The sequence below is a fragment of the Corynebacterium sp. LK33 genome (genome assembly GCF_014334955.1).
GTDB lineage: Bacteria > Actinomycetota > Actinomycetes > Mycobacteriales > Mycobacteriaceae > Corynebacterium > Corynebacterium jeikeium_D.
Genome location: NZ_PDGU01000011.1, coordinates 63,623 through 88,856, shown reverse-complemented (window position 1 = coordinate 88,856; position 25,234 = coordinate 63,623). Strand labels below are relative to the sequence as shown.

The window sequence follows — 25,234 nt, the reverse complement described above, 5'->3', positions numbered from 1 at the left end:
AGCTATGCGGACTCCATATCGGAAAGGGTTTGCTTGTAGAGGTCAAAGAACGACTGGTCAGCGCTCGGCGACTCAAAAACATCGACGATTTTAACGCCCTTTGCCTTGGCTGCCTCGACGAGTCGCTGCGAGACCTGGTCGTGGGTCTGCGGTGCGTCGATGAGATAGTCCAGCTCGCCGGACTCAATCAGCTTCAGCATTTCATTGACATCGCTTGCCGACGGCTCGGACTCATTCAGCGTGGACTGACGGTAGCCCTTCGGGGTGATGTCCTCGACCTTCGTGTCCTTCAGGATGTCATCGGCCAGCGGGTGAACCTGAGCAACCTTAGCGGCCTTGAGCTTGCTCTTGGCCTCTTCGATGTCCTTGATTTCCTTATCGACGGCCTTGGTGTCGGCCTTGGCGCCCAGCTTGGTCAGAGCTTCGGCGAGCTGCTCTGCAGTTTCTTCAACCGCATCGGTGTCGTACCAGACGTGTTCGTTGGCTTCGCCGTCATGGTGGTGATGCTCGTGGCCTTCGTGGTCGTCGTGACCTTCGCCATCATGCTCGTGGCCTTCATGGTCGTGCTCGTGGCCCCCGTGATCATGGTCGTGACCCTCATGGTCGTGGTCGTGACCTTCGTGATCATGGTCATGATCGTGGTCGTGGCCTTCTTCCTGCGGCAGCGCAGAGATGATGACCTTGTCCTTTGCGTCACGCAGAGAGGAGGTCAGCCATGCGTCGTAATGCCCGCCACCTGCGACGAGAATATCGGCGTCCTCTACCTTTGCCATGTCGGCTGCGGCCGGTTCGTAGGAGTGAGGGTCGATGTCGTTGGACGCGATAATCGGGTCGATGGAGACCTTCTCGTCGTCGGTGACTGCGTCGGCGACGTCTGCCCAGACCTTGGTGGAGGTGACCACCTTAATGGTGTCTTCGGACTTGCCCGCGGACGTAGCGCTGTCATCATTGCTGGAGCATGCGCCGAGACCTGCGACGAGGCCGGCGCTGGCGACTAGCGCCGCGATGCGCGTGGAAAAGCGTGCCTTCATGTATGTATCCAATCCTGTTGCGGGCTGAATTATTCCTTTTATTCAGCTCCTGAGCATTAACCGCTATTGAAAACAGTTGTCTTTTAGTTCAAAGAACATAGTAGGGGCTGCGGAGACCCAGTCACAAGGCGGGCCTCTGCCGGAGTGGCCGAAATGACAGTCGCGCACATTCGTTGGGTAAAGTTGTCCGCGATTAGATGCGTGTGATGCTCGTTGTAGTTCTTTTCCATAAAATCGAGGTTTTCTACCTGAGGTAGCTGGACGAAGATATCTGAGCGGGCAGTCGCTGTTGGTTTTTCAAGAAGGGTCGGTATTCCGTGCAAAGTCGGCGTCGTCGTGGCACCTTGGCTTCCATCGCTGCAGAACTTGGGGTCTCGCGCACGACTGTGTCTAACGCTTACAACCGTCCTGACCAGCTCTCGGAGAAGTTGCGAGAGCACATCTTGGAAACTGCGGAGCGGCTTGGCTATCCCGGGCCGGACCCAATGGCTCGCGGTCTGCGCATGCGCCGGGTTGGCGCCATCGGCGTGCTGTTCACCGAGCACCTCCCGTTCGCTTTTGAAGACCCTGCGTCGGTGGATTTTCTCGCCGGCCTCGCAGAGGAGCTCGGCGAAATGGGCGACTCCATGTTGGTCATTCCAGCTTCCTCCGAGGAGGGCGGGGACGTAGATCTCAATCTGATTCGGCAAGCGGTGGTCGACGGTTTCGTGGTCTACTCCGTCGCGGACAACGACCCGTTCCTCGCTGCCGTGCGCGCTCGCGGCTTGCCGACGGTCGTGTGTGACCAGCCTGCAGATGCGGCGGCTCTACCGTTTGTGGGCATCGACGACCGTGAGGCCATCAAGCCCGCGGTGCGGCACCTGACTGAACTGGGACATCGCAAGGTGGGAATCCTTTCGGTGCGCTTGTCGCGTACCCCGAACTCGGGATATGTCACGGAGAAGCGGCTGGCAGAAGCTCATCACCAGGTGCAGAAGAACCGCGTCGAAGGTGCGCTGGAAGCGCTTGCCGAGGCCGGTATTCAGCAGGCAGATGTGCCTATCATCGAGCGTCACCTCAATGACCGCGAGAATAACCGCGATGCGGCTCGCCAGCTGCTGACCGACAACCCGGATCTCACGGCGGTGGTCTGTACCACGGATACTCAGGCAATTGCGGTCTTGGAATATGCCAAGGAGAACGGAATTCGTGTTCCGGAGGACCTGTCTATCACAGGCTTTGACGGAATCGAGCGCGCCCTCTTCCACAAGCTGACCACTGTAATTCAGCCGAATAGGCAGAAGGGCATTGCCGTCGGCCGCGCGCTGGCCGAGGAACTTGAGGCCGCACGCGAGGACCGCGGTCGCGCTCCTCGCGTCTTGTTAGAGACTGAGTTTGTCGTTGGATCGACAACCGCAGCGCCGTCGGCACCGTCAGCCGGGTAGCGGGCCGACGAGGGTAACAACATCGTGGCGCTATCGGGGGCTCTTGGGGTGGTAAACCCCACCTCGTCTTTACTGTGTTCGGATTCAGATTAAGGTCTATTACATGACAGATTCAACAAATTCGAGCACCGACCGATCAGCTGCGGCTCTCAATAGTCCGGAAGCTACCCGCGACGACCATGTCGAACTTGGCGGCCCCGTCGAATTGGATGAAATGTCGATCCGTGGCGCGATGAGTGAGTTCACCACTGGCGTGACCATTATCGCCACCGAGGATGAAGGCGAAGCGTACGGTTTCGCCTGCCAGTCTTTTTCCTCGCTGAGTCTCACTCCACCGATGGTTCTGTTTACTGTCATGAAGACCTCGCGGTCCTGGCCGCATATACGGAACGCTGGACGCTTCTCCGTCAATGTGTTGGCCGAGGATCAGGAGGATATCTCGGCAGCCTTCGGCCGCAGTAATGGCGAAAAGTTCAAGACGGGGAAGTGGACCCGCTCTGAGCTGGGCAACCCTTTATTGCACGGCTGCTCCGTGTGGATTGATTGCACCGTCGTCGATGTTTACGAAGGCGGCGATCACTGGATTGTGACGGCGGATATTGTGGCTATCGGCAAGCGTGAAGAAATCAATCCGCTCATTTACCACCGCGGTTCTTACGCACGGGTTTCTCACCCCGGCACCGATGCGCCTGTCGATCAGAAGTGGCGTCAGCGCCCCTCGGTGTAACCCGAGGTTGTCGCAGTCCAGCCACGGCGATCCTCGCCTGGCTTGGGGTCTTTCATCTCTCGCATGCGCAGACCATTGTTGTCCTGCGTGTAGACGAATTCGCCCGCAACAATCTTGTGGAAGCGCTCCGAATAGGTCTGCGCCTGGTCTGAGCAGTCCAAACTGCGAGTCTGCTCCGGGGCGCCGAATTCGACCGCCTCGCCCTTCCACTGCAGCGAACCAGAGCCGTTGCCACAGGAATCAGCGAAGGCATATGTTGTCTGTCCCAGCGTAATAGTCGGCGCCTGAGTTCCGTCCGGCACACCGTGGGGCAGGTTTGGGTCATCAAAAATTGCGGTTATCTGCCATTGCTTGCCGACGATCTCCGCTGCCGGCTTTGCCTGGCATGCGGTAGCCGTCATGGACACTGCCGCAACGACAGCTACTGCGGCAACCGCCTTTTTCCCGCTAAGACCCATGCTGCGTGACCCCGTTAGTTAGCTGCCTTCTTGGTTGTTTTCTTGGCAGCTTTCTTCGTCGTCTTCTTAGCGGCCTTCTTGGCAGCCTTCTTCGTCGTCTTACGAGTGGTCTTCTTTGCAGCCTTCTTGGTCGACTTCTTCGCAGTCTTCTTAGTGGACTTGCGTGTGCGCTTTGCGGTCTTCGGAGCGTTTTCCTTCTCGTACTCCTCGTGAACCTTCTTGAAGCTCAGGCCTTCCTTCTCCACTCCGAGCATGCACATCAGAGTGACGGCATCGTAGAAGTCCTCGGCGAAGGTAGCCACAATTCGCCGTGCGCCAGCAGCGGTCTTTTCTTCGACCTTGTGAAGAGCCTCGTTCTGAGCAGTGCGAGTGTCTGTGACCTTCGGTGGCACGAATCCTCCTGGCAAGCATGGCCTTAATTGCGCCCCATTCACCTACTTCTGCCAGCCATCTCACCACACGCTTCCGGCACTGAGCTCAACCGAGTTCAGTGAAGAAGGAACGGGATTGTGATGACGCAGTTTCAGCTTTAAGCGCTACTTACAATTCAAAAACCTTATTCTACCACGTTGTTGATAGGTCGCGCGGTGTGGACAACCTGGTTCCGGAAGCGACCAGTTCACGCAGCGACTAGTCCACGCGCGGGTTCATACCGCCCTTGAAGCGGTAGTTGCGTGGACGGCGAGGCTTGTTCCGCGGATTCACAGGACGGATGCGACGCATACCAGCCCGGATTGGGCGGGTCAGGCCACTGTCTTCGCGCAGTGCGCGAGGGCGACGGAGTCTGCGCGCCATCCATTCACCGAGGACAATACCCGCAGCTAGTGCCGTCGCAATGCCTAGCGCTGAGGCCAGCGCCGTAAACCCCTTGGTCGGGTGGTCGTGCAGCAGTGCGTGCATACCGCGGTAGATCGTCATACCCGGAAGCAGCGGGGTTACGCCTGCCACTGCCGTAATCAGCGGCGGGATGGACCAACGTCGTGCCAGCAGGCCACCGATGAGACCAATCAGCGTTGCTGCCGCGCCTGCGCTGGTCACCGGATGAACTCCCAGCGGAGTCAACACGTAGTAGTAGGTCATCGACCCCAGCAGAGCGACCGTTCCGGACACTGACAACGCGGTGAACCCAGCATTCGAGGCCAACGCAAATGCGATTGAGGCGGTAGTTCCCGCTATCACCCGCACTGTCGCCTGGGCCAGGTTGAGGTCGGAGCCCGCGATGACGTCGGGAAGCGGAATGCCCAGCATTCCAGAAAACTCGATGCCCATCGCGATGCCAGCGACGATGCCGCCGGTCAACAGCATGGTGTCGAAGAAGCGCGCTGAGCCAGTCACTGGCGCGCCGGTGATGCCGTCTTGCAGTGCTTGCACGAGGGTTAGGCCGGCGAGCATCACGATGATTCCCGAGGCAATTAGCCTGGATGGCTGCATTTCAAAGGGAAGGTATGCCTGTGCCGCATTGAGTACAGCAGCGGAGAGTGTGGCGATGAGACCGCCGACTGCGTTTTGGAAGAATGTGGGCAACTCGCGGGCGGCAAGCTCGCCAATCACAATGACAATGGCCAGTGTGACGGCAGCCGCGATGAGAGCGACCTCGAAACCAGAGCCGAGTAGCACTGTCACAGATGAGGCCAGCAACGCCCAGCCAGCGTAGATGACGCGGAGGCGGTATTTTGCGGGCTCACGCTCGACCTTGTCGATAGCCTCAATAGCCTCCTCCAGGCTCAGATGGCCCGCGCGAATTCGGCGGATGACACGGTCCGTGTGGCGCAAGCGCTCGAAGTCGGGCACTGGTGCGGTGACTACGCGCATAGCCGTAATTGGTGTGCGGCGGGCACCGATGAGGTGGTAGACCGTCACCGAGGTCAACGTGATGTCAACCTGGATCTGGGTGAGGCCATAGGCTGAGGTCACGGTCTTAATCTGCAGCTCGGTGTCGCGGTTGCCCGAGCCGCATGCCAGCAGCAGTCCTCCGATGCGAGCAGCGAGATCGAGTACGGCCGTAACCTGGCTGGGGTCGGAATAATCAATCGGTGCCAGCGGCAGTGGGGTAGTAGTCGAGTGCACTAGGTCGACAGTTGCCGTTGGGCCGGAAACGAAATCAATCACGCGCTGCTTGAAGGTGGACTGATCTTCGATTGCAGGAAACTGGGTCTGCGGAGTGTCGTCGTAAGAGACAGTGGCTTCAGCGTCGTAGAGATCATTCTTCGCAGCGGAGTTTTCTCCGGCGTTGGAATTGCTGTCACTAGCGAATGACATGTCGACACTTCCTTTCCCCGATACTGCCTGGGGTGCATTGCAGTGATGCTGCAAAGACGCGATGCGGAGACGTTGCAGAAACATAGCCCCAGTGATTTAGCGATAGTCACACTACCCCGTCAGTGACCGAGAATCTCAATTCGTTTTTGAGGCGGTGAATTTGCCTATCTGAGCGGGGCTTTTAGCGTGTGGAAAAGTGTTCAAGAAGTGCGGTTGCAGTTTTCCTGTGGTGTCGTTTTTAACTTCTGCTTGCCAACCTGTACAATCGCCTGTCAGCGGCACAGCTGAGTTCGATTCTTAGGTTGACTCTGATTCTTTCGAGCCAGCGACGGCTAACGCCAAAAGGGTCGCTTTAAAGTTGCCGGGATGGCGCAATTGGTAGCGCAACTGATTTGTAATCAGTAGGTTACGGGTTCGAGTCCCGTTTCCGGCTCCAAAACCCCAGGTCAGGAAGTTTTCCGGCCTGGGGTTCTTTGGTTTCAGGGGTCGAGGTACGCGGATAATACGCGGATAATCCCAGGACATAAAGCGCGTTACGACTTGCCGCCCTGGCCAGTGGTTCTAGCACGTCCAGATATCGCCCTTGCTAGGGCGCACTAAAACACTCAATGCCACCAAAACACCTAAGCCCAGCTCCGAAAGCCAGCCAGAAGCGACCACAGCCCCCAATTGCGTCCACCCACCCGAAACACTGGAACCCGTACACAAACTCAGAAGCAATGCCCTCCGCCCTGGCCAGACCCTCGAGGGGAGAGACCTCCCCCTACCCGTCCTCGTGAAGGGTTGGCCTATTAATAGGGGAGGGGCTGTATCTCCCCAGAAAGTCTTGAAGCAAACCGCGTTCTTCGCGTTCTCCCAGGTAGAACGTGTTCCGACTTTGTTCCAGTGGGGGCAGGAACACGTTCTTTGCGTTCCCCGGCGGGGTTTTTGTGTTCTATCGATGTGTTCTGGCGTGAGGTTAGATCTCTTTGTTGTTGTGTCAGCTTGTCGGGCGATAGGTTTTGGTGATTAAAAATCCCCCTCCGCAGGTGACTACGTGAGGGGGATTGGGTGCGTGCGTGGTGGTTCTGTGCGTGCGATACGGGGGGCTGTATTGCCCCGGTGCGGGGTTACTTTCGTCTGCGGCTAAACAGCCCTCCGGGGTGGTCTGCTTGCCGTGGTGGGTAGGCGTGCTGGGGGAAACCTAGCTTGTCTGGGACAGTCCGTTGTGGGCGTGTGGCTGCGGCTGCCTGTAGCTCGTTGACGTATTTGTCTGTTGTTAAAAGCGGATTATGAAACTCTTTTGGATTGAGCTTTGACATTAGTTATCGAGATTCCACATTGTTACGACGTCATTGTGTGTTGCGAGCATGTTTGGATCTGTTGGACGTCCATCTGCTAGAAGCTCTGGCTGTTTGACGTCTGGTTTGAGTGTGTAATGTCCATAGAACTCTGGTTTTGGATGCGTGTAGTTTCGCTGTTCCATGTATTCGTTCTTTTCAGATGCTGACATGAATTCGTTGAGTCGAGCGCGCGCATCTTCCAGTGTTGTGATGGCTCCGTTGTCGTCGAGGAACCAGTCTAGGGCTGGGGCGAACTTCAGCTGGGGTTGGTAGTGCCGCTGATGGTGTGCGCGGTCTAGGTCGAGTACTAGCCAGCTTGTAGCATCGATTTTTTTGGATGCAAGGAATTCTGTGAACAGTCGCTTGATGTTGGTGATTGTCCGCTGGTGCTTGCCGCGCTGTTGGTATTCCTTGATTTCGGTGGCGGTAGCTGTGGCTAGTACCTGTTCGGCTGTGGGGTTTTCGGTTCCCCATCGGTCGGCGAGGTTGTTGAGTGCGGCCTGGGCGTGGGCGTAGGTGGGGGCAATGTCGGCTAGTAGGGCGTTGATGTTGGTGGGGGTTGCCCATTGGCGGTAGATAGCGCGTTCTTGTAGCTTTCGTTCGGCAACGACTACTTCTAGCTGGTGGCGTTCTGCGGCTAGTGCTGCTTCTTCTCGGGCTGCTTGTCGGATGTCTGCGGTGCTGCCGGGGGCTAGGCTGTCGGCCAGGGGGGATAGTTCGTAGAGGTGGTCTAGCACGCTTTCAACTTCGTCTAGGCGTGCTGCGGCGTCGGCTAGGTCGCTTGTGGTGGAGTCTTTGACGCCTGCGCTTCGTGCTGTGGTTAGGAATTGTGCGAGTGATCGGGACATGGGTTAGACCTTCCAGGACGAGGGGAAGGCGGTCTTGTCGGCTGCGGCGTGCGCGTCGGCGATGATCTTGCGGACAAGCTTCTGTCCATCGGCGTCAAGTTCTGCGTACCAGGTGGCGATGCCGGTTGCGGCGTCTTCTACTGGGGTGTCAGCTAGGGCTTGCGCTACCCGTACAGCTACGTCGCTGATGGTGGTCTGTTCTTCCTGTGGCTGCTCGTTGTCGCTGTTGTTGTTAGCCATGTTTCTTACCCTCCAGGTAATCGATTACTTTGGTTCTGTCCCATACCAGGCGGCCACCTATGACGCGGGCTTCTAGGGTGCGTGCGTAGCGTCTAGCGTTGCGTTCGCAGACTCCTAGTAGTTGTGCGACCTCTGCTGTGGTGGCGGGGTCTGTTATGGGCGCTGGTATTGATTCTTGTTGTGGTGGGGGTGTGTTGGCGTCCGTGCGTCCTGCTAGGGCTATGTCCCCTATGGCTTCGAGTGCCGTTTGTTGTTGGGTGGACAGTGGGTGTCCATTGCGTCGGGCGGCTGCGGCTCCGAATGCCAGTAGGCGGTAGATGTGGCGGGCGTTACCGTCGTGGACGATGTAGGCGCGTTGGTAGGTGTCATTGTGGGGCATGGTTGGTTTTCTCCTTGTTGGGGTCATGCCGCTTCTTGGTGGTCTTGTGGTTGCCCGTCTGCTCCGTAGAGTTCTCCTGCCCAGATGCCGCGGCGTTCTTCTGGGGGAGTGTTGGCGGCTACGTTGTGGCATGCGCTGCGGGCGGCGCAGCTGCGGCATAGGGTGCGGGCGTGGTGGTGGCGGGCTTCGCGCTGCTCTGTGCTTTCGCCTTTGATGGTGTAGTCGAACAGTGGCGCCCGACCACGGCACGCGGCGCGGGCAAACAGGCGGCTGTAGGCGGGTGTTAGCAGTGGTGCTAGGTGCGCGGGTACTAGCGAGATTTGTGGCCAGGAGGCTTTACTTTTTCGCATTAGTGATTTCCTCCATGAGGTCTACGAGGTTGTTGGTCAGCTCTTCGATTTCGTGGTGGCGGATTATGTAGGGTTCGCGTCCGATGAGGAGGAAGATGCGCTTTCCGCTGTTTTTGGTGTCTTTGCGTGCGCGGATTGTGATTTTGGCGCCGTTGGGCTTTCGCAGTGTGGTGATTTTGCGTGTGGTGGTCATGGGGGTCTCCTATTTTGTTCCTGTGATGATCCAGTTGTCGGCGGTGCCGGTGTCGATGAGTTTTATGCCGGTGTATAGGCGGCGTTTGGGGGAATTCGGGTCGTATTCTCCGAAGGTGTTGAGCCTGGTGTTTAGGTGCTGAACCTGCGGGTAGGCGGCGGGTAGCTCGTTGGCTAGGGTTGCGGCGTTCATGCGTGCGCGGCCTTGGCTGTCGCACCATTGGCGGTAGATACGGTTGACGTCTGTGGCGTTAGCTACGTCGGTTTTGTTGCCGGTGACGATGAAACGCTGCTCGTCTTGTGCCCAGTCGATGAACTCATCGAGTGGGCGGGTGAGGTCGGTCATGGTGTCTACCAGTCCTTGAGCGCCTGCAGGTTGTGTAAATCGCCCGTTTTGTTTGTTCAGTGCGTCTAGCCCTTCGAGTGCCCACACGAAAATTCCGGGGAGTTCTGCTAGTAGCTTGTCGGCTAGATTGGGGTCTGGGTTATTCGTGAAACTCTTTTCCAGGCGGATAATCGCAAACCGCCTAAGGATTGCGCCGGATGCGTCTTTGAACCGCGGCAGCTCGTTGGAGACGAACAGCAGGCGAGTGCCTAGGCGCCCAAACCAGGGGTCTTTGTATTTGCGGTCAATGCCCATTGGGTCATCTGCGATGAGGGATAGTAGGCGCTCTACGGCTCGTTTTCCGGCGTGTTCGGTGTCGCGCGCGTCTTCCATGACGGCCAGTGGCTTACCGATGCAGCCGGATAGCATGGCGTCGTTACGGGCGATGCCGTCGAGGGTGATTGTTGCAGTGTTGCCGTCTCCCATCAGCGCGCGGATTACGGTTGCAATGACTCCCTTGCCTGCGCCGGATGCTCCGATGAGCATGAGGGCTTTTTGGAGATCAGTGCGGCCACTGAGCAGATAGCCCATGAATTCTCTGAGTAGGTGAGCGCCTTCGGGGTCGTGCTCAAAGATTTCGTCAAGGAACTTTGTCCATCGTGGGCACTTGGCGTTTGGGTCATAGTTAAATGGCAGGCTCCAGGTGTTGAAGATTGCGGGCGTGTGGTCGGTGAGTTTGCGGGTGTCCAGATTGAACAGTCCGTTAGCCATCGAGATGATGTTCCCGGCTGGGGTGCCGGTGCCGGTGGCGTAAGGCGGGGTAGCGTCATAGTCCTGCATGGTGAGGATCTTTAGTGGTTCCATGATGTCGGAAACGCGGCGGGTAGTTGGTGCCCAGGGTTTGACCTCACCATCGCTGCCAACGGGGTAAGCCTGCTTTTCTAGGTGCCCCCAGATATCGCCCTTGGACTCAATAGCATCTTTCGGGGCGCACCATTCGGCGCCTGCGTAATGCCAGAGCTGCCCCTTCCAGTACGCGAGTAGAGGAAGGTTTTCGGGGTTGGTGTAGAGGTCACGAACAAGGTGGCGGGCTACCGCCATTGGCTGTGATGGTGCCGGGTAGATGCCCCAGTCGCTTGGTGGTTCGATGAGTCCGGCGGCTACGCGGGCTGTAAGGTTCATGCGTGCGTTGGTGGTCATGCTGCCACCTCCTGCGCTGCGCGTCGTGCGCTAGCGAGTGTGCGCATGATTTCCGGCTCGGATAGCCCGGTGCAGGCGGCTGCGCTAGCTAGTTCTTCCGAAATGTCTAACCCGTACTTGTAGGCGATGAAGGCGGCGCGGTTTAGTGTCTCGTTGCGAGATCCGGACTGTGCGCCGGCAACGTCGTTGATGAGCCGGCCGGCAAGGTTGCCGCTGGAGGATAATGCGCGGGGGATAACGGCTTGGACTTTCGCCGGTGGCCGGTACACGTAGCGCTGTAGGTGCTTCGGTAGTTCTGGAAGTTGGCTAGGGTCATGCCAGGACTGAAACACGTAAGGGCGGCCAGTGGCCGGGTGCGTGCTGCCGGGCATCACTAGATAACCACGGTTGGTTTTGAGATCGATGCCGTCCCCGGCTGTCTTGTTCACGGGAGCGGAGTAGGGGAGCCGGAACCAGATGTGAAGGCCACCCGAGCCGGTACGAGTGACCAGCGTGGCGGGGAGGGGCTTGCCTTTGTTGATTCGGCGCCAGGTGTTGTTGCCGCCATTGCGGGGGTCGATGTCGAACACGATCATGTTGGCGGCGGGTCGTGCTCCGATGTTGGCGTGTGGCCAGCGCGTCCACCACGAGTCAATCTGGGCTTGGTCGGTGGTTGCGTCCTTGTGGCCGTGGCGGGTTAGAGGTGCTTTTCCTTTGAGTGGAAAGACTTCCAGCCCCCACCCTGCGAGGGTGGCTGCGTCCGCGTATTGCTGTGTAGTAGTCATGAAGGAACCTCCGGTAGGTCAGCGGGTAGTGAGGTTCGCTAAGGTCAGCTCCTGGCTGCGCCTAAGCCACTGTCTAGCGGGGCGGCTTACATGGCTCCTGGCCTGCGCCCGTGGCTGCCCACGCGGTTTGTGGGACTTCGTGCCCTGCGTGGGAATTGCACCCGCGTTCGCTGTCCAGGGCTCCTATTCAGTTTGTTTTCGTCACTCTATTTCGTCACACCCTTGTTTTTGCCCCTTATAGTCGGGCGGCAGTGGTTGTAAAACCGCTTAAATCAAGGGTGTTGAGCAGGGTGTTTGCCCAGTTGATTAGTTCTTCGTCTGCCGCGTTGAGTAGGGCGGTGGCGTCCATCGAGATCACTTCTTGACCTCCCAGCGATCGGCCATATCGAGCGCCATATCTGCCGGAACGAGGAACTTCGGCCAATGTCCGTCCATGGCCTTTTCCAGGCGTTGAATGTGCCTGCAGGCTGGGCATGGGTAGTACTCGACGGATAGCGGTACACCGTCGCTATCAACCTTCACGGGCGTCGCGTCCTGCCGGGCGATGAAGTCCCCACACGAGGTGTGGTCGCCTGCTTCGGTGCTGCGGATGATGCTGTGAGCGGCGCGGCGGCGTCGCTTATGCCTACTGCTCGTTGATTCGGTTGTGGTAATCTTTGGCTTGGTAGTCATTGTGACCGTCTCCCTTCTTTTTGGGTTAAGGTGCTCTAGCTTTTCAGTCCTCAGCTAGAGCGCCTTTTTCTATTCCTGGTTTTCTTGCTTTTCGACGTAGTTGAAGATTGCCGACATTACGGCTTCACCCTTGGCGGTAAGTTCCTGCATCGTGTAGTCAAAAACCGCTCCGGCTAGGGCGTTGATGATCTCGTTAAATTCGTCGATGCCTGCCAGTCCGTCGAGGAACTTCTTCGTCTTTTCGGTCTCCATGTCCTCATCGGAGACCGTGACGCCTGCCGAGCGCTCGAGGAGTAGCGCGGCGGCTACCCTGCGGTAGTCCTGGTTGCCTGCAATTTCAGCGGCCAAGCGGTCTTTAACCACTTGTTCCCACGGGTCGCCTTCGTTCGCGCGGTCTGGCATCTCCTGGTTGATGAAGTGCTCTGCCAGGTCGCACAAGTTGGTCATGTGGTCGTTGATGGCCTGGGTAGTCATTGTTTTGTTCTCTTATGCGGCGCGTTGGGTGTCTGTGTCGGTTTCGGTGTGTGCCCACTCGGGGAGGGTTTCTAGCCCTAGGAATTCGAGTAGGGGGCGGGTGGCAATGACGTAGCGGCCATTGACTCGGTGCGCGGCGGTAGGAAAATTCCCAGTGCGGATTGCGCGGTAGACGCTTGATTCCGACATGCCCAGTAGGCGAGCAGCTACCGAAACGGGGGTGGTCGCGATTATCTCTGGACTAGTCATAATATCCTCCTGTTGACTGATATGCAGTCAGTTAATGAATGAAATAGACACCAAATGACTGTGCCTAAATCAAGGTAACCATACTATTTAAAATCAGTCAAGATATTGACGATATGGCAGTAAACTGACTGATATGCAGTCAAGTGAGGCGTGGATTGAAAAGATGGCTAAACAAATTGGAAGAGGTATCGACGCAGCGCGCGGCAAACGTTCCGATCAATGGATTTCAGACAGAACTAAGATGCTTGGGCACCCCATATCAAGAACCGCTATTTCCGAATATCGCAGGGGAAAGCGAAAGGTGATGCCGGTTACAGACCTTTTTGTCATTGCGGGAGCATTGGGAGTACCTCCGGTATCACTTCTATTTCCAGGTCTACCGGACGAAAAGAGTCATCTTCTACCGGTTCAAGAGCAGCCGGTAGCATTCGACGCGCTCCAATGGGTCACTGGCGAGCGGCAAACACTTCCCGCAGGGATAGATCCGGTATTTAGCTTGGAAACCGGCGAGTTAACGGGCATCGTGGAGGGGCGTAGAGAGTATCGGGCGGGAACGGAAACACGCGGTGGTACCAATGACCTTTATTCAGAAGCCGCACCAAGTAGCCAAAAAAGCCTAATAGACGCGTGTAGAGAGCTGGCAGAGATCTTTAGCGAGTTCCGCGACCTTGATACAAGTGCGTTCTTAGACTTCGGTGACACACTGCCACCAAAACAACGAGAAGCACAGCTGAAAGTCCACTTTGAGTTAGTCAAAAAACTTCAAGAGCGCTCTCGAGAGGTCGAGACCCGCATACAAGAGCTTGGTGGGGTAATCGCAGAAGAAACAGTAATTCCCATCGATAGTGAGGACGGCTAGCCGTGTCCAGGGGTAAGCCACCAACGCCACCGGGTACACACGGCACCATCAACTACCAAACCCAACCCAACGGCAACATCAAAGCACGCACCCGCCTACGCCTATACACCGGACAAACAGTCCACGTCACAGCCACCGGCAAAACCAAAACCGCAGCCGCCCGAGCACTAGAAACCCGCTGCGTCGAACGACTAGGCACCCCCTACGCCGACACCATCACACCCAACACCCCACTAACCGACCTGCTAACCACCTGGCTAGACCAACACAAAGTCACACCACGCTCCACACGCATCTACAAAACCAACATCGACGCACACATCAAACCCGGCATCGGGTCACTACGCCTAAATGAACTAAGCCCCGTCGTACTACAGGCGTACATCACAGGACTAACCCCAGGCACCGCCAAAACCAGCGCCGCCATACTCTCATCAGCCCTCAAATACGCCGTCCGCGTCGGCGGAATCGCACACACCCCATGGCAGGCAATCCAACTACCAACCAGCGACACAAAACCCATCACCAACATCACCAAGAAACAACAAGACGCATACATCAAAGCCGTCGAACGATGGTGCACCGGCCTAGATCCAGACCAAGCCGACACCGACAAACCACGGGGACGCAATCGCGGCCACGGACTACCCCAAGTAATGCGTCTCATAGCCGGAAGCGGCATACGGCCAGGAGAAGCCCTAGCTCTAAGAATCACAGACGTAGACCCCAAAAACCGGCGCATCACAATTAGCGGACAAGTAGACGGCAAGGGAGGGCGAACAGAGCAGGTTAAAAACCGGTCGAGCCAATTCGCCCGGCGAACAATCACAATCACCACCGACGCCGCCAACGCCGTCACAGAACAACTCCGAGACGAAGCAACCCGGCGATACGGAGAACCGCTGTTTCCCACCTGGAAAGGCACCTACCGCACGGTAAACAACCTCAACCGCGATCTACGCGCCGCTACAAAAGGCATTAAATTCGGAGTCACAATTACGCCTAAAGCGTTCCGTTCCACTATCGCTAGCCGAATTGCGGCCAAGTACGGCCACGACGCCGCGCAACGGCAACTAGGCCACTCCACAAGTGACGTCACCGAGCGCTACTACACCGCGCCCCCGCCATTGATTGAGGATTATCTAGGCGACCTAGAAAACGACACCGACTAGGGCGCTCTGTAAGCGATTAAGGGTGCTAGGGTACGTGCTCCCCGCGTTTAACCGCTTAGAATACGTTTGTGAACAGGGTTTTTAGATCGTGATTCCGACTTAAGCCCCACACGCGCACGGAAGCTACTCTTTAGAATCCTTAAAATTCGACATTGAGCGGGTAAGCCCCACGCACGCACGGAAGATATATCGGAAGATTTACCGTTACCGCTGTAAGCCCCACGTCTGACACAGTTAAGATTGTAAGGGAGGAGTAAGAATGATTGAAAGCATTGCCGATTTGCGGGAAACAGTGGCTGCAGCGACTGGAAAGCGAGTAACCCAGTTCGCAAATTCTGCATACCGGTTCAACAATCATTGGATGATAGGGCCAGCAGAGAATGAGCCTGAGGGGAGCCCTGCGTATCTCGTAACTCCGGAAGGATTGTGCTCAAAGAAGACTCACCAAGATTCCTCCGAGATCGATGCTTTCATCTCCCATGCAGTCGAAATAACCGAATAGTCATTATTCAATGAATAAAGCCATGTAGAAGCCACATTCGCGGGGTGCGAGTCCCCGCCATGGCGCTGCCCCGCACCACATCGGTGGTGGCGGGGTTTTCTTATGCCCGAAAACAGAGGCCACCTAGATGGGTAGGGGCGGGGTGCAATTCCTGCATGGCCACGGCATAGGCATCACAGCAAGGGGGGGGGGCGTGAACAGCTACACCCCTCGGCTCCCCAGAATTAGCCACCCTCGGCAACAGGGAGTAAACCAGGAGTGCTTTAATCCGTCTACCTGCGGGAACATGTTTTTACCCGTAGGAACACACTAAGAACATACTAGGAACACGAAAATATATGCTCTGACCTGTAGGAACACTAGGAACACATTTTTAACTGAACTTTCCTATAGGGGCATTCTGGTTAGTGATTGGTGCGCGGATAATACGCGGATAATGGGTAACTCTAGTGAGAATAGACATGCCTAGAGGTTGCTAGATAAGTGTCTGACCAGCATAGATATGCGAATGGTGAGAGACGGTAAGTCCAGTGACACTACCGCTAGGCAACAGTAGGTTACGGGTTCGAGTCCCGTTTCCGGCTCAAAAACCCCAGGTCAGGAAGTTTTCTGCCCTGGGGTTCTTTGGTTTTAGGGGGTGGGCTTTTGGAGGGGGCTTTTTTTTTGGGGGGCGGGGAGCAAAGGATGCGTTTAAAGGCTGATTAAAGGGCAAATGCCTGTCGGGGCTGGGTGTCGGGCAGTTCTCTGTCACTTATGGCCACGCTGTCGGAAGTCCCGGTCAACATATGGATGAGCTATTCACTTATGGCCACGCTGCTGCGTATCGATAGGTGAATAGGGCATCGATAAGACAACGCAACACCGACACCGGGACAACGCAACACCGACACCGGGACAACGCAACACCGACAGTGGGACAACGCAACACTGACAGCAGGACACGCAACACCGACAGCCGGAAAATCACAGGTCGCGGAGTATTCACATCTGTAACTCCAGCCCCATGCGTCACAGGAGTTGCACGCGTATGTAAAGTGGGCTTTGTTTTTAAGTCATAAGCGTCGATAGGGCTGGTCTCGGGGAAGGGCCTGCGCTATGGGCGCTTTTGGCATTTTTCTGTAAAACCTTCCAGAAAACCCCACAAGCTGGGGTGATTTCTCTGAGAAAAATATTCTACGATAGAGCCATGTCAGAGGTGCTCTTTGTCAGTAGTTCAAACATGGGACTCTCACGCGTACTAGAAGGGCTGCTGCGGCAAGCTGCCCCGGGCCTGACAGTTTTGTCAGCAGGTATCAGCATCGATGATGATGACCGCGGTCTGGATGAAGACGCGCGGCGTGCACTCTGTGAGGTGGGGGCACGGTGCGATGGAGATCCTCATCAGCTCACGCCATCTCTCGCGGATAGTGCGGATGTGGTCATTGTTGTGGGGAAAATCGATGTATCGGACTACATTGCGCCAGATGTAGAAACTGAGCGCTGGGAATATGATGACCCGGCTGACCGCGGCATTTATGGCTATCCTCGCTACGCGCAATTGCGGGATTTCTTTACTCGGCGTGTCAATGCGCTGGCGGAACGGTTTGCTGCCTAAATAGTCGCTGACTTCATAAAAGGTGGGGCGCGGGAACCGTCGTAAAGCATGTGCTGAAGCCGACACACTTTTGTTTTCGGACAATAATACCCGCGTCCGTCCGGTCAGCACCTAATGTAAGTAGTTATGTCTATTGGTCCCTCGCTGCGACGCACCCTGTACAAGCTTGCTGAGAAAGAGATGTCCCCGGCTAAGGCAAAGTTCTTGCTGAACATTTGGCCGCCGCTGTTTGGCACCGGCATCCGTATCACCGAGATTGCGGATGACTGGTCGGCAGGTCGGCTGGAGCTGCGCCTGAACGCTCTGACTGCGAATATGCATGGCGCGGCATTTGGCGGTGCGCTGTTTTCGATGACGGATGTGCTGTTCGGCACGTTGGTTATGCAGCGCCTGGACGTCAATAAGTACGAGGCGTGGACGCGAACTGGTTCGTTTGAGTTCATTCGCCCAGGTAAGAACGGTGCGTACCTCGAGGTAGAGGTGCCGGATGAGATGGTCGAAAAGCTTAAGGCGGAAACAGAAGGCGGCTATTCGACGGTCGTTCCATACACCTCTGTAATCCGAAACCGCGATGGTTCCCTGGTCGGTATTGGCCAGCAGGAGCTCTACGTGCGCCGTCGTGGTCGGAAGAAGCCGCCGGCCAACCCGAATCAGCAGGATCGTGTTGCCGGTGAGAACCTCATCTCTGCTGCTCGCACTCTTGCTCGGCTGGGGATGCGCGGGGTGGAAAACCGCGATGTGCTCGTGCAGCAGGAACGCACCGCACGACGCTGCATTTCGCCAGAGTCGCGTGCAGTCGCATGGCTCCACGGCGTCCTTGAGTACGGCGATGTCACTGTCGACGACTACCGCGCCGCAGGGCTTCCCGACGTCGTCATCGAGGCCCTCACCTCCGATAACCCCTCGCCAGCTGCGCAGCAGCTGCTTGCGGATGTCGTCACCGCGCGCGAGTCGTTGACCAAGTTCTAGGTCGAAGCTCTACGCCAATAGCCGAGTGATCAGATCGATCACTTCGGGGTCTGTTTGCTGCTTCCAATGCGCAACAGACCTGCCCTCCAGCTCGGATTCGAGCAAAATAGTTCGACTGTCCGGCAGGAAGCTCTGTGCGGTATCGGACCACGGAATGACCAGACTGTCATGGTGGCTGATGACATTAATCCAGTCAGGTGCAGTTGCCTTGCGCCCGCGGAGGTGCGGGGCAGTGTTGGCGGCAGGAAGTTCGTATTTTCCTGCCGCTACCGCAATTTGATCGGCTAAAGCCTGTCCCATTAGCCAGCGGGCAGGAGCCCCATTCCGCCGGCCCAGAATGCGGGAGATTCCAGTCAGATTTACGCCGCCGACAGAGCCCGAGACACTGATGACACGCCGAAACGAAAATCGCTCGCATTCATGGTTCTCTAGGCGTGTAAATAACAGGAAAGCCAATAGCCCACCCTGAGAGTGAGCCACAATGTCGACCGTGTCCGAGTTCGTTTCAGCGCAAACTCCGTTGATATAGTCCTCGACTTCGGCGACAGAATCCGCAAGGGCAGCAGTGCCGCGGTTTCCGTAGGCCGGTACATAGACTCGGCGGCCGAGGGAACGGAGCCCGTCGGCAAGCGGTGCCCACGCGCCGGGACTATCGAGCGTGCCATGTAATGCGATAACCGGAACGGGGTCGCTGAGGTTCCCCGCTGCCGGACTCGGATTTGGCAGGGACGGACGAGCGGCTGTCGGCGGGAAGATCCGCGTTAGGAGCGGTCTATTCCGCATGCTCGGTTGGGTCAAAATCCTCGCCTACCAGCTTGAATAGTGCCTCGCGAGTAAGAGTGCGGGGACGCCAATCGTGTGCCATCTGCTCATGCAAAACGATGGCTTGAGGGAACGTGTCCTGCACATAGAGATTGGTGACCATGTCTGTGTCACCGTCATCCAAGAAACAGGACTGTGGCGGGGAAATGAGCTGGTCATACTTAGTGGCAATGCAGGTATAAGTAACGCCGGGGCCGAGAATGTCGTGGGAATTGGAGTTCAAAACCATCTTTGAGCCCGTGAGCTGTTCCAAGCCGGAAACGCCCCAGTAGCTCTGAACAAAGTTGCTCATCAGCGACCTCGTGCCGGGAATCTTAGTGATGCCGGAAGCGATGCCGCCCAGGTTGGTGCCGTGATTGGGGGCGGCAAGACAGACAACATGCTTGATGTACTTGGAAATGCGTAGAGAAAGCAGGGTGGCAATTAAGCCGCCTTGCGAGTGCCCCACGATAACGGCGTGCTTGGCGTCAGTCGCGTGCAGGACAGCCTTGATGTAGGGCACGAGCATGTCGATGGACTGATTGATGGGGTCTGTTGCACGGTGCCCAAAATCTGGCGCGAAGACAGCCCAGCCATCTTCCCGCAACTGACCGCCAAGGGTCTCCCAAATGCCCTTGACCTGGCCTGTTCCGTGCAGGAGGATGACCGGCCACGGCCGAGATTTGGATACTTTGGCTCCCCAGTTATCTTCGAAAACACCGCGCAGCGGACGGAAGATGGCATAGGGAAGCGATGCTGATCCTTCAGCTGCAGCCGGTTTATGCGCCTCCGGTTCCTGCGCTTCAGGGGCAGGGGCTACCGGAAGTTGTTCTTCCCGAAAATCCTCGTTTGAAGCGGCGATTAGCGCACCAACTTTCCGTCTTCGTCAGTCCCGAGGGCCTCCCGTAGCTTAGCGGCGGCCTCATCCATGGACTCTGCGGAAGGATTGCGATCCACCGACTGCAGGTTGTACCCGGACATAGCGTGGGCAGGGAAGATATGAATGTGGGTGTGCGGAACTTCGAAGCCGGCGATGAGGTAGCCAGCACGCGGAGCGTCAAAAGCGGAGACAACAGCCTGACCAACCTTCTGGGCAACCTCATTGAGGTGAGCCCACAGCTCAGGCGAGGCGTCCGTCCACTTGTCCACCTCTTCAACAGGGACGACCAGCGTATGACCAGGCGCAATTGGCTCGATGGTCAAAAATGCGACGACCTTGTCATCGCGGTAGACAAAACGACCGGGGAGTTCACCGTTGATGATCTTGGTAAATACTGTGCTCATGTGCCAAGGGTAACCCGAATAGCGGATTGAGGGGTTGGGTGCGATGAGAGTTATCCGGGCTGATTAGTAAGATGATTGCTATGCGCATCCTCGTAATTGGCTCCGGTGCCCGTGAGCACGCCCTGTTGTACGCAATGAGTAAGGACCCGCAGGCTACTGATCTTCACGTAGCCCCTGGTAATGCGGGTATGAGTGAAATTGCAACCATGCATCCACTGGTCGTGGATGACCCCGCTGGCGCTGTTGCGCTGGCCAAGGAAATTGGGGCCGATTTGGTTGTTATTGGCCCTGAGGTTCCGCTGGTCGCGGGTGTGGCAGACGCGCTGCGCGACGCTGGTTTCGCAGTCTTCGGACCGAACGCTGATGCAGCTCGGATTGAGGGGTCCAAGGCTTTCGCTAAGGACGTCATGAAGGCGGCTGGGGTAAAGACCGCCTCGGCAGAGGCCATCCAGCCGGAGGATTCCGACGAAGACATCGAGGCCGCCATTGACCGCTTTGGCCCGAACTGGGTCGTGAAGGATGACGGTCTGGCTGCTGGCAAGGGAGTCGTGGTCACTAAGGACCGCGCTGAAGCTCTCGAACACGCAAAGGCTGTTCTGGCCGCCGGTAACCCGGTGCTGCTGGAGTCCTTCCTGGACGGCCCGGAAGTTTCCCTGTTCTGCCTGGTCGACGGCGAAACCGTCGTCCCGCTGTTGCCGGCTCAGGACCACAAGCGCGTCGGTAATAACGACGAGGGGCCGAACACCGGTGGCATGGGTGCTTACAGCCCGCTGTCCTGGCTGCCGGAAGGCGCAACTGAGCGCATTGTCGCCGAGGTCTGCGAGCCGGTCGCTCGTGAAATGGCCGCTCGTGGCTGCCCGTTCCAGGGGCTGTTGTACGCGGGTCTGGCCTGGGGCAAGGACGGCCCGGCTGTCATTGAGTTCAACTGCCGTTTCGGTGACCCGGAGACCCAGGCCGTGCTGGCGCTGCTGGAGTCCCCGGTGGCGCAGCTGCTCAACGCCGCTGCTACCGGAACATTGGCGGACTTCGGTCCGCTGTCTTGGCGTGATGGTTACGCTCTGACTGTTGTGCTGGCCGCTGAAGGCTACCCGGTGTCGACGCGCACGGGTGATGTCATTGAAGGTGCAGAGCCTGGCCGCGAGGAAGATGGCATTCTCCACGCTGGTACTGCCCGCAATGCTGCGGGTGAGCTGGTCTCCGCTGGTGGTCGTGTTCTCAACGTCATCGGCGTTGGTGACACGCTGGAAGAGGCCCGCAACAAGGCGTACGAGACCATCAAGACCATTAAGCTCGAGGGCTCGCACTACCGCACCGACATTGCACTTCCTGCAGTTGAGGGCCGGATTTCCATCTAAATAATGCCCGAGGTGTTCAGGCTGCACTCGGATACCTCACTGGTGCACCCACCCGGGTTGAACTGGATTTCCCGGGTGGCCTCGGTGGCTGCAAAGATGAAGGTATGCACGCCGAATCTCCGCAGTTGCCAAAGTCGTCGCAGTCACCGCAGCCGTTAAACTCCTCGCAGCCTCCGCAGGCATCCCAGCCCCAGCGCGACCTAGCATCCCGCCGCAGTGAGGTCGCCCCCTTCCATGTGATGGATGTTCTCGCGCTCGCGCAAGAGCGTCAGCGCACTCATGGTGACGCTCTATTCCTCTGCGTGGGACAGCCCGCGACCGCGGCCCCGGCTGCCGCGATTGCCCGTGCGCGTGCTGATTTAGAAAATCAGGTTCTGGGCTACACAGCGGCCGTCGGCACGCCTGAGCTGCGCGAAACCATCGCCGCCTGGCATCGTGAAAACTACGGCACGGCCACGGAGGCTGCTGATGTTGTCATCACTACCGGTTCTTCCGGCGGTTTCGTGGCACTCTTCCTCGCAGCGCTCGACGTCGGCGACGATATTGTGCTCGCGCGCCCGGGCTATCCCGCATACCGAAATACTCTGCAGGCGCTCGGTGCCAACATTGTCGAGATTGACTGTGGTCCTGAGACTCGTTTCCAACTCACCGCCCAACACCTGGAGGCACTTCCGCGCGTGCCCAAGGCCGTGATTGTCACCAGCCCGGACAACCCCACTGGCACCATTATCGATGCCGACGAGCTGCGTGCCATTGCGAAGTGGTGTGAGCAGCACGATTGCCTGCTCATTTCCGACGAGATTTATCACGGCATTACTTATGGCCGACAGTGTGCGTCTGCACGCGAGTTCTCCGACGCGGCGGTCGTGGTCGGCAGTGTCAGTAAGTACTTCTCGATGACCGGCTGGCGCGTCGGCTGGCTAATCGTTCCCAAGTGGCTGCGTGCGCCGCTTGATCGCCTCGAAGCCAACCTCACTGTCTGTCCACCGGCAATTTCGCAAGCAGCGGCCGTGGAGGCGTTCAGCCCCGAGTCCATTGCCGAGCTCAATTCGCACGTGACGCGTTACGCACGCAACCGCGACGTTTTGCTCGAGGGGCTGCCCCGCGTCGGTCTCGGTAATATTGCCCCACCCGATGGCGGTTTCTATATCTACGCCAATATCGCAGGGCTTTACGACGACCCGAACTCCGTCGACTCCATGACTTGGGCTCGGGAACTGTTGGCCGCAACGGGCGTGGCCGTTGCCCCTGGAATCGACTTCGACACAGAGAACGGCCATGAGTGGGTTCGCCTCTGCTTCGCCGGTGAGACGTTCGAGATGGAAGAGGCTGTTCGGCGTATTGGGGTGTTCACTGATCGTGGTTAAAACGGCTTTTAGTGGCGCTCGCGGTGTGATTTACCTCACCCTTTTAGGAGTGTTTTTCAGTCGGGCGAGATAGGGTGCTCGACGGGCGAATCGCTGCTTTAAATCCTCTACCGACGGTCGCTGGTAGAGCCGATGTTGGGGGCATTCCTGGACGGGGGCGTTGGGGCTCTGTTTTCTTGATCGCCCGTTCGCTGTAAAGGCGGAAAAACTGCCTCAGATTGAGGGCTCTGTGGCTGCGGTCACATCAACTGAGGCTGGGGTTGGGTCGATAGTGGGGTGGGGTGGTCTTCGCGGCAGCATCTTTGACAGTCGGCAGCTCTGCTGGTGGGCTATTTGTGCTGGCAGGGGGTCCTTTTTCTTTAATTGCCGATGGGGTTGACCTCTGAGGAGCTGGCGGCTATCCCTGCGCGGGGTGACGATTGAGCGCGGTGTGTAACCCACATTCAACGTTGGCTGCAAGCGCTTTTAGTGGGGATAGTTTATGTCTGACCAAAAGAGACTTTCGCGCCCTGTTTTTGGCTGTGTAAAAGCGTGATTTTGAAGCCGTTGTCGGGAGTGGTGAAGCGAGGCTTGGGGTGGCGCTGAGGGGCGCTGTTTGTGGTGCAGCGATTGAGCTAAAAAACGTCCAAAAGTTAACAAAAGGTTAACTAAAAATAAAGTTTAGTGCTTGCCAGGCCTTGTGTTGTGGTCTATGGTTGCAAGTCATAAGTTCCAATCGGTTCGATGAAACATTGTTTCAACTGCGGAATCGCAAAGAATCGATTGGAGAAGTCCAACAATAAAGATCAAAGAGATCTTAAGAGAGGTGACCTCTGATGAACGCATTCAACGAGATTATGGATACTGTGTCCCCGATTTTCCGGGACGGCAAGGAATCTAAGCAGGATGCGCTGGCATCGCTGCTTGCCGAAGCCATCGTGGAGGCGAACCCGAACCAGGGCATCGCCGCCGACGACCGCCGCGCTGCCTAACAAGAATTAGCTTTGGTCCGATTCCTGCTAGGCAGCTAGTGCGAAAGCAATCCCTACCGGTTAACCCTGCTGGTTCAGGAACTCCCGGACCTGCTCCATATCCTTATCACCGCGACCCGACAGGTTCACGAGCAACAGCAAAGGCTCATCGCCTTCGTGAACCGGCAGCCCGAGCTCGCTACCAGCGGCAGGGTCGGTTTCACGGAGTCGCGCAATTTTAATGGCCTGCGCCAGCGCATGCGAGGATTCCATCGCCGGAATAATGCCCTCCATGCGGCTGAGCAGCTGGAACGCTTCCAGCGCCTCCTCGTCGGTAATCCCGACATAGCTGGCGCGGCCATTCTCCTTCAGCATGCCGTGCTCCGGGCCAACAGACGGGTAATCCAAGCCCGCCGAGATGGAGTGCGATGGCAACACCTCGCCGTCGTCGGAAAGCATGACAAATGAGCGCATGCCGTGAAGGACGCCAGTCTTACCCGCGTTGATGGGCGCGCCGTGACGATCGGTGTCGAGCCCCTCACCTGCGGGCTCGACACCAATGAGGGCGACATCGGAGTCGTCGATGTAGTTAGCAAATGCACCGATGGCGTTGGAGCCGCCACCGACGGCTGCGATCACAGCGTCGGGAAGCTTGCCGTAACGCTCGACCATCTGACTGCGTGATTCCTCCGAGATGACCTGCTGGAATTCACGCACGATAGTGGGGAATGGGTGCGGACCGGCGGCGGTGCCCAGCAGGTAGAAAGTGGAGTCGAGAGTCTTGCTCCACTCGACCAGTGCCTCGTCAATAGCATCCTTCAAACCGGCCTCGCCGGTGGTGACGGGAACGACCTTCGCGCCCATGAGCTCCATGCGCTCGACATTGGGGTGCTGGCGGGCGACATCGTGCGCGCCCATGTAAATCTCGCACTCAAGTCCCAGCAGCGCTGCGGCCATCGCGGTGGCCGTGCCGTGCTGGCCTGCACCCGTCTCAGCAATGAGGCGGGTTTTTCCCATGCGCTTTGCCAGCAGCGCCTGGCCGACCACGTTGTTGCCCTTGTGCGCGCCGCCGTGGTTCAAATCCTCGCGTTTCAGCACAATCGTCGTGTTCGGCGTGGATAGACGACGGCATTCGAACAGCGGGGTTGCGCGGCCGAGGAAATCGCGACGCAGCTCTTCCAGCTCGCGCTGGAACTCCGGATCGCTCATCGCCTCGATGTAAGCCGCTTCCAGTTCATCGAGAGCTGGCAGCAGGAACTCTGGCACTTCCTGTCCGCCGAAGCGACCGAAAAATGCAGGTAAGAGGGTTTCGCGCACCTCGCCCGCGCCGTTAACGCTTGCCGACGGCACCCTAGTTGCAGTCGGTGCTGAAGCCTTGGCGATGGCATCCGCGCTGGGGTTGTAATCAGTCATTGAGGGGGCCTTTCGTTGCTGTTGTTTATTTCAGCGGGCCCTGGTTCTCTTTGT

The 25,234-nt window shown here is 57.6% G+C and carries 27 protein-coding genes and 1 tRNA gene; 11 read left to right on the top strand and 17 right to left on the bottom strand.

Annotation, left to right across the window (positions count from 1 at the left end):
* Window positions 1–2: 2 nt before the first annotated feature.
* On the bottom strand, window positions 3–1,031 hold the full coding sequence (locus tag CRD20_RS03750) for a metal ABC transporter solute-binding protein, Zn/Mn family (protein ID WP_187404856.1): 1,029 nt from the start codon (window positions 1,029–1,031) through the stop codon (window positions 3–5).
* 317 nt (window positions 1,032–1,348) lie between these two features.
* Between CRD20_RS03750 and CRD20_RS03745 the strand changes: the two genes are divergently transcribed.
* Both CRD20_RS03745 and CRD20_RS03740 read left to right on the top strand, forming a co-directional pair.
* Window positions 1,349–2,455: a LacI family DNA-binding transcriptional regulator gene (locus CRD20_RS03745; RefSeq protein ID WP_187404855.1), complete on the top strand. Its 1,107-nt coding sequence runs from the start codon at window positions 1,349–1,351 to the stop codon at window positions 2,453–2,455.
* Between the two features lie 103 nt (window positions 2,456–2,558).
* A complete protein-coding gene (locus CRD20_RS03740) occupies window positions 2,559–3,182 on the top strand; it encodes a flavin reductase family protein (protein ID WP_016421442.1) in 624 nt (207 codons plus the stop codon).
* Here the strand turns inward: CRD20_RS03740 and CRD20_RS03735 are convergent.
* The 3 genes from CRD20_RS03735 to CRD20_RS03725 form a co-directional block, all read right to left on the bottom strand.
* Window positions 3,164–3,640, bottom strand: coding sequence for an META domain-containing protein (locus tag CRD20_RS03735; protein WP_070546660.1), 477 nt, complete (start codon window positions 3,638–3,640; stop codon window positions 3,164–3,166). The two genes, CRD20_RS03740 and CRD20_RS03735, sit on opposite strands and share 19 nt — an antisense overlap.
* Window positions 3,641–3,654: 14 nt before the next feature.
* Window positions 3,655–4,032, bottom strand: coding sequence for a hypothetical protein (locus tag CRD20_RS03730; protein ID WP_187404854.1), 378 nt, complete (start codon window positions 4,030–4,032; stop codon window positions 3,655–3,657).
* Window positions 4,033–4,270: 238 nt separating this feature from the next.
* Window positions 4,271–5,899 carry a threonine/serine exporter ThrE family protein gene (locus CRD20_RS03725; protein ID WP_187404853.1) on the bottom strand — a complete coding sequence of 543 codons (1,629 nt, stop codon included), beginning with the start codon at window positions 5,897–5,899 and terminating at the stop codon, window positions 4,271–4,273.
* Between the two features lie 360 nt (window positions 5,900–6,259).
* Between CRD20_RS03725 and CRD20_RS03720 the strand changes: the two genes are divergently transcribed.
* Window positions 6,260–6,335: transfer RNA gene (locus CRD20_RS03720), tRNA-Thr, on the top strand.
* A gap of 864 nt (window positions 6,336–7,199) precedes the next feature.
* Here the strand turns inward: CRD20_RS03720 and CRD20_RS03715 are convergent.
* The 9 genes from CRD20_RS03715 to CRD20_RS03675 form a co-directional block, all read right to left on the bottom strand.
* Window positions 7,200–8,069: a hypothetical protein gene (locus tag CRD20_RS03715; protein WP_187404852.1), complete on the bottom strand. Its 870-nt coding sequence runs from the start codon at window positions 8,067–8,069 to the stop codon at window positions 7,200–7,202.
* 3 nt (window positions 8,070–8,072) lie between these two features.
* Window positions 8,073–8,309 (bottom strand): hypothetical protein, encoded by a 237-nt coding sequence (locus tag CRD20_RS03710; protein ID WP_187404851.1) that lies wholly within the window; start codon window positions 8,307–8,309, stop codon window positions 8,073–8,075.
* A 402-nt stretch (window positions 8,310–8,711) separates the two neighbouring features.
* On the bottom strand, window positions 8,712–9,038 hold the full coding sequence (locus CRD20_RS03705) for a WhiB family transcriptional regulator (protein WP_187404850.1): 327 nt from the start codon (window positions 9,036–9,038) through the stop codon (window positions 8,712–8,714).
* Entirely contained in the window at window positions 9,025–9,231 is a 207-nt protein-coding gene (locus CRD20_RS03700; protein WP_187404849.1) for a hypothetical protein, read from the bottom strand. Before CRD20_RS03700 ends, CRD20_RS03705 begins: the two co-directional genes overlap by 14 nt.
* A 9-nt stretch (window positions 9,232–9,240) precedes the next feature.
* Window positions 9,241–10,755 carry a phage/plasmid primase, P4 family gene (locus CRD20_RS03695; RefSeq protein ID WP_187404848.1) on the bottom strand — a complete coding sequence of 505 codons (1,515 nt, stop codon included), beginning with the start codon at window positions 10,753–10,755 and terminating at the stop codon, window positions 9,241–9,243.
* Window positions 10,752–11,519, bottom strand: coding sequence for a bifunctional DNA primase/polymerase (locus CRD20_RS03690; protein WP_187404847.1), 768 nt, complete (start codon window positions 11,517–11,519; stop codon window positions 10,752–10,754). The genes CRD20_RS03695 and CRD20_RS03690 overlap by 4 nt, the downstream gene beginning before the upstream one ends.
* A gap of 354 nt (window positions 11,520–11,873) precedes the next feature.
* Window positions 11,874–12,191, bottom strand: coding sequence for a hypothetical protein (locus tag CRD20_RS03685; RefSeq protein WP_187404846.1), 318 nt, complete (start codon window positions 12,189–12,191; stop codon window positions 11,874–11,876).
* A 69-nt stretch (window positions 12,192–12,260) separates the two neighbouring features.
* On the bottom strand, window positions 12,261–12,665 hold the full coding sequence (locus tag CRD20_RS03680; protein ID WP_187404845.1) for a hypothetical protein: 405 nt from the start codon (window positions 12,663–12,665) through the stop codon (window positions 12,261–12,263).
* 12 nt (window positions 12,666–12,677) lie between these two features.
* Window positions 12,678–12,914: a helix-turn-helix domain-containing protein gene (locus CRD20_RS03675; protein WP_187404844.1), complete on the bottom strand. Its 237-nt coding sequence runs from the start codon at window positions 12,912–12,914 to the stop codon at window positions 12,678–12,680.
* A gap of 133 nt (window positions 12,915–13,047) precedes the next feature.
* Between CRD20_RS03675 and CRD20_RS03670 the strand changes: the two genes are divergently transcribed.
* The 5 genes from CRD20_RS03670 (at window position 13,048) to CRD20_RS03650 (ending at window position 18,010) form a co-directional block, all read left to right on the top strand.
* Window positions 13,048–13,773, top strand: a complete 726-nt coding sequence (locus CRD20_RS03670) for a hypothetical protein (RefSeq protein WP_187404843.1) — start codon at window positions 13,048–13,050, stop codon at window positions 13,771–13,773.
* A gap of 2 nt (window positions 13,774–13,775) precedes the next feature.
* Window positions 13,776–14,945, top strand: a complete 1,170-nt coding sequence (gene xerC, locus CRD20_RS03665) for a site-specific integrase (RefSeq protein WP_187404842.1) — start codon at window positions 13,776–13,778, stop codon at window positions 14,943–14,945.
* Between the two features lie 259 nt (window positions 14,946–15,204).
* Window positions 15,205–15,447, top strand: a complete 243-nt coding sequence (locus CRD20_RS03660) for a hypothetical protein (RefSeq protein WP_069359754.1) — start codon at window positions 15,205–15,207, stop codon at window positions 15,445–15,447.
* Window positions 15,448–16,666: 1,219 nt separating this feature from the next.
* The gene (locus tag CRD20_RS03655) at window positions 16,667–17,041 is read left to right on the top strand and encodes a low molecular weight phosphatase family protein (protein ID WP_187404841.1); all 375 of its coding nucleotides are present in this window, start codon (window positions 16,667–16,669) and stop codon (window positions 17,039–17,041) included.
* 126 nt (window positions 17,042–17,167) lie between these two features.
* The gene (locus CRD20_RS03650) at window positions 17,168–18,010 is read left to right on the top strand and encodes a PaaI family thioesterase (protein ID WP_187404840.1); all 843 of its coding nucleotides are present in this window, start codon (window positions 17,168–17,170) and stop codon (window positions 18,008–18,010) included.
* Window positions 18,011–18,019: 9 nt separating this feature from the next.
* Here CRD20_RS03650 and CRD20_RS03645 read toward each other — a convergent pair whose 3' ends face one another.
* From CRD20_RS03645 to CRD20_RS03635, 3 genes are all read right to left on the bottom strand, one after another.
* Window positions 18,020–18,793, bottom strand: a complete 774-nt coding sequence (locus CRD20_RS03645; protein ID WP_187404839.1) for a triacylglycerol lipase — start codon at window positions 18,791–18,793, stop codon at window positions 18,020–18,022.
* Window positions 18,783–19,469 (bottom strand): triacylglycerol lipase, encoded by a 687-nt coding sequence (locus tag CRD20_RS03640; protein WP_255468712.1) that lies wholly within the window; start codon window positions 19,467–19,469, stop codon window positions 18,783–18,785. The genes CRD20_RS03645 and CRD20_RS03640 overlap by 11 nt, the downstream gene beginning before the upstream one ends.
* A 203-nt stretch (window positions 19,470–19,672) precedes the next feature.
* Window positions 19,673–20,095, bottom strand: coding sequence for an HIT family protein (locus tag CRD20_RS03635; RefSeq protein WP_187404838.1), 423 nt, complete (start codon window positions 20,093–20,095; stop codon window positions 19,673–19,675).
* An 80-nt stretch (window positions 20,096–20,175) separates the two neighbouring features.
* Between CRD20_RS03635 and purD the strand changes: the two genes are divergently transcribed.
* From purD to CRD20_RS03620, 3 genes are all read left to right on the top strand, one after another.
* A complete protein-coding gene (purD, locus tag CRD20_RS03630) occupies window positions 20,176–21,450 on the top strand; it encodes a phosphoribosylamine--glycine ligase (protein ID WP_187404837.1) in 1,275 nt (424 codons plus the stop codon).
* Between the two features lie 239 nt (window positions 21,451–21,689).
* Window positions 21,690–22,817, top strand: coding sequence for an aminotransferase class I/II-fold pyridoxal phosphate-dependent enzyme (locus tag CRD20_RS03625; protein ID WP_187404943.1), 1,128 nt, complete (start codon window positions 21,690–21,692; stop codon window positions 22,815–22,817).
* Window positions 22,818–23,632: 815 nt separating this feature from the next.
* On the top strand, window positions 23,633–23,788 hold the full coding sequence (locus tag CRD20_RS03620) for a hypothetical protein (protein WP_016421428.1): 156 nt from the start codon (window positions 23,633–23,635) through the stop codon (window positions 23,786–23,788).
* A gap of 60 nt (window positions 23,789–23,848) precedes the next feature.
* Here the strand turns inward: CRD20_RS03620 and trpB are convergent, their stop codons facing one another.
* Window positions 23,849–25,180 (bottom strand): tryptophan synthase subunit beta, encoded by a 1,332-nt coding sequence (gene trpB / locus CRD20_RS03615; protein WP_187404836.1) that lies wholly within the window; start codon window positions 25,178–25,180, stop codon window positions 23,849–23,851.
* Window positions 25,181–25,234: the final 54 nt, after the last annotated feature.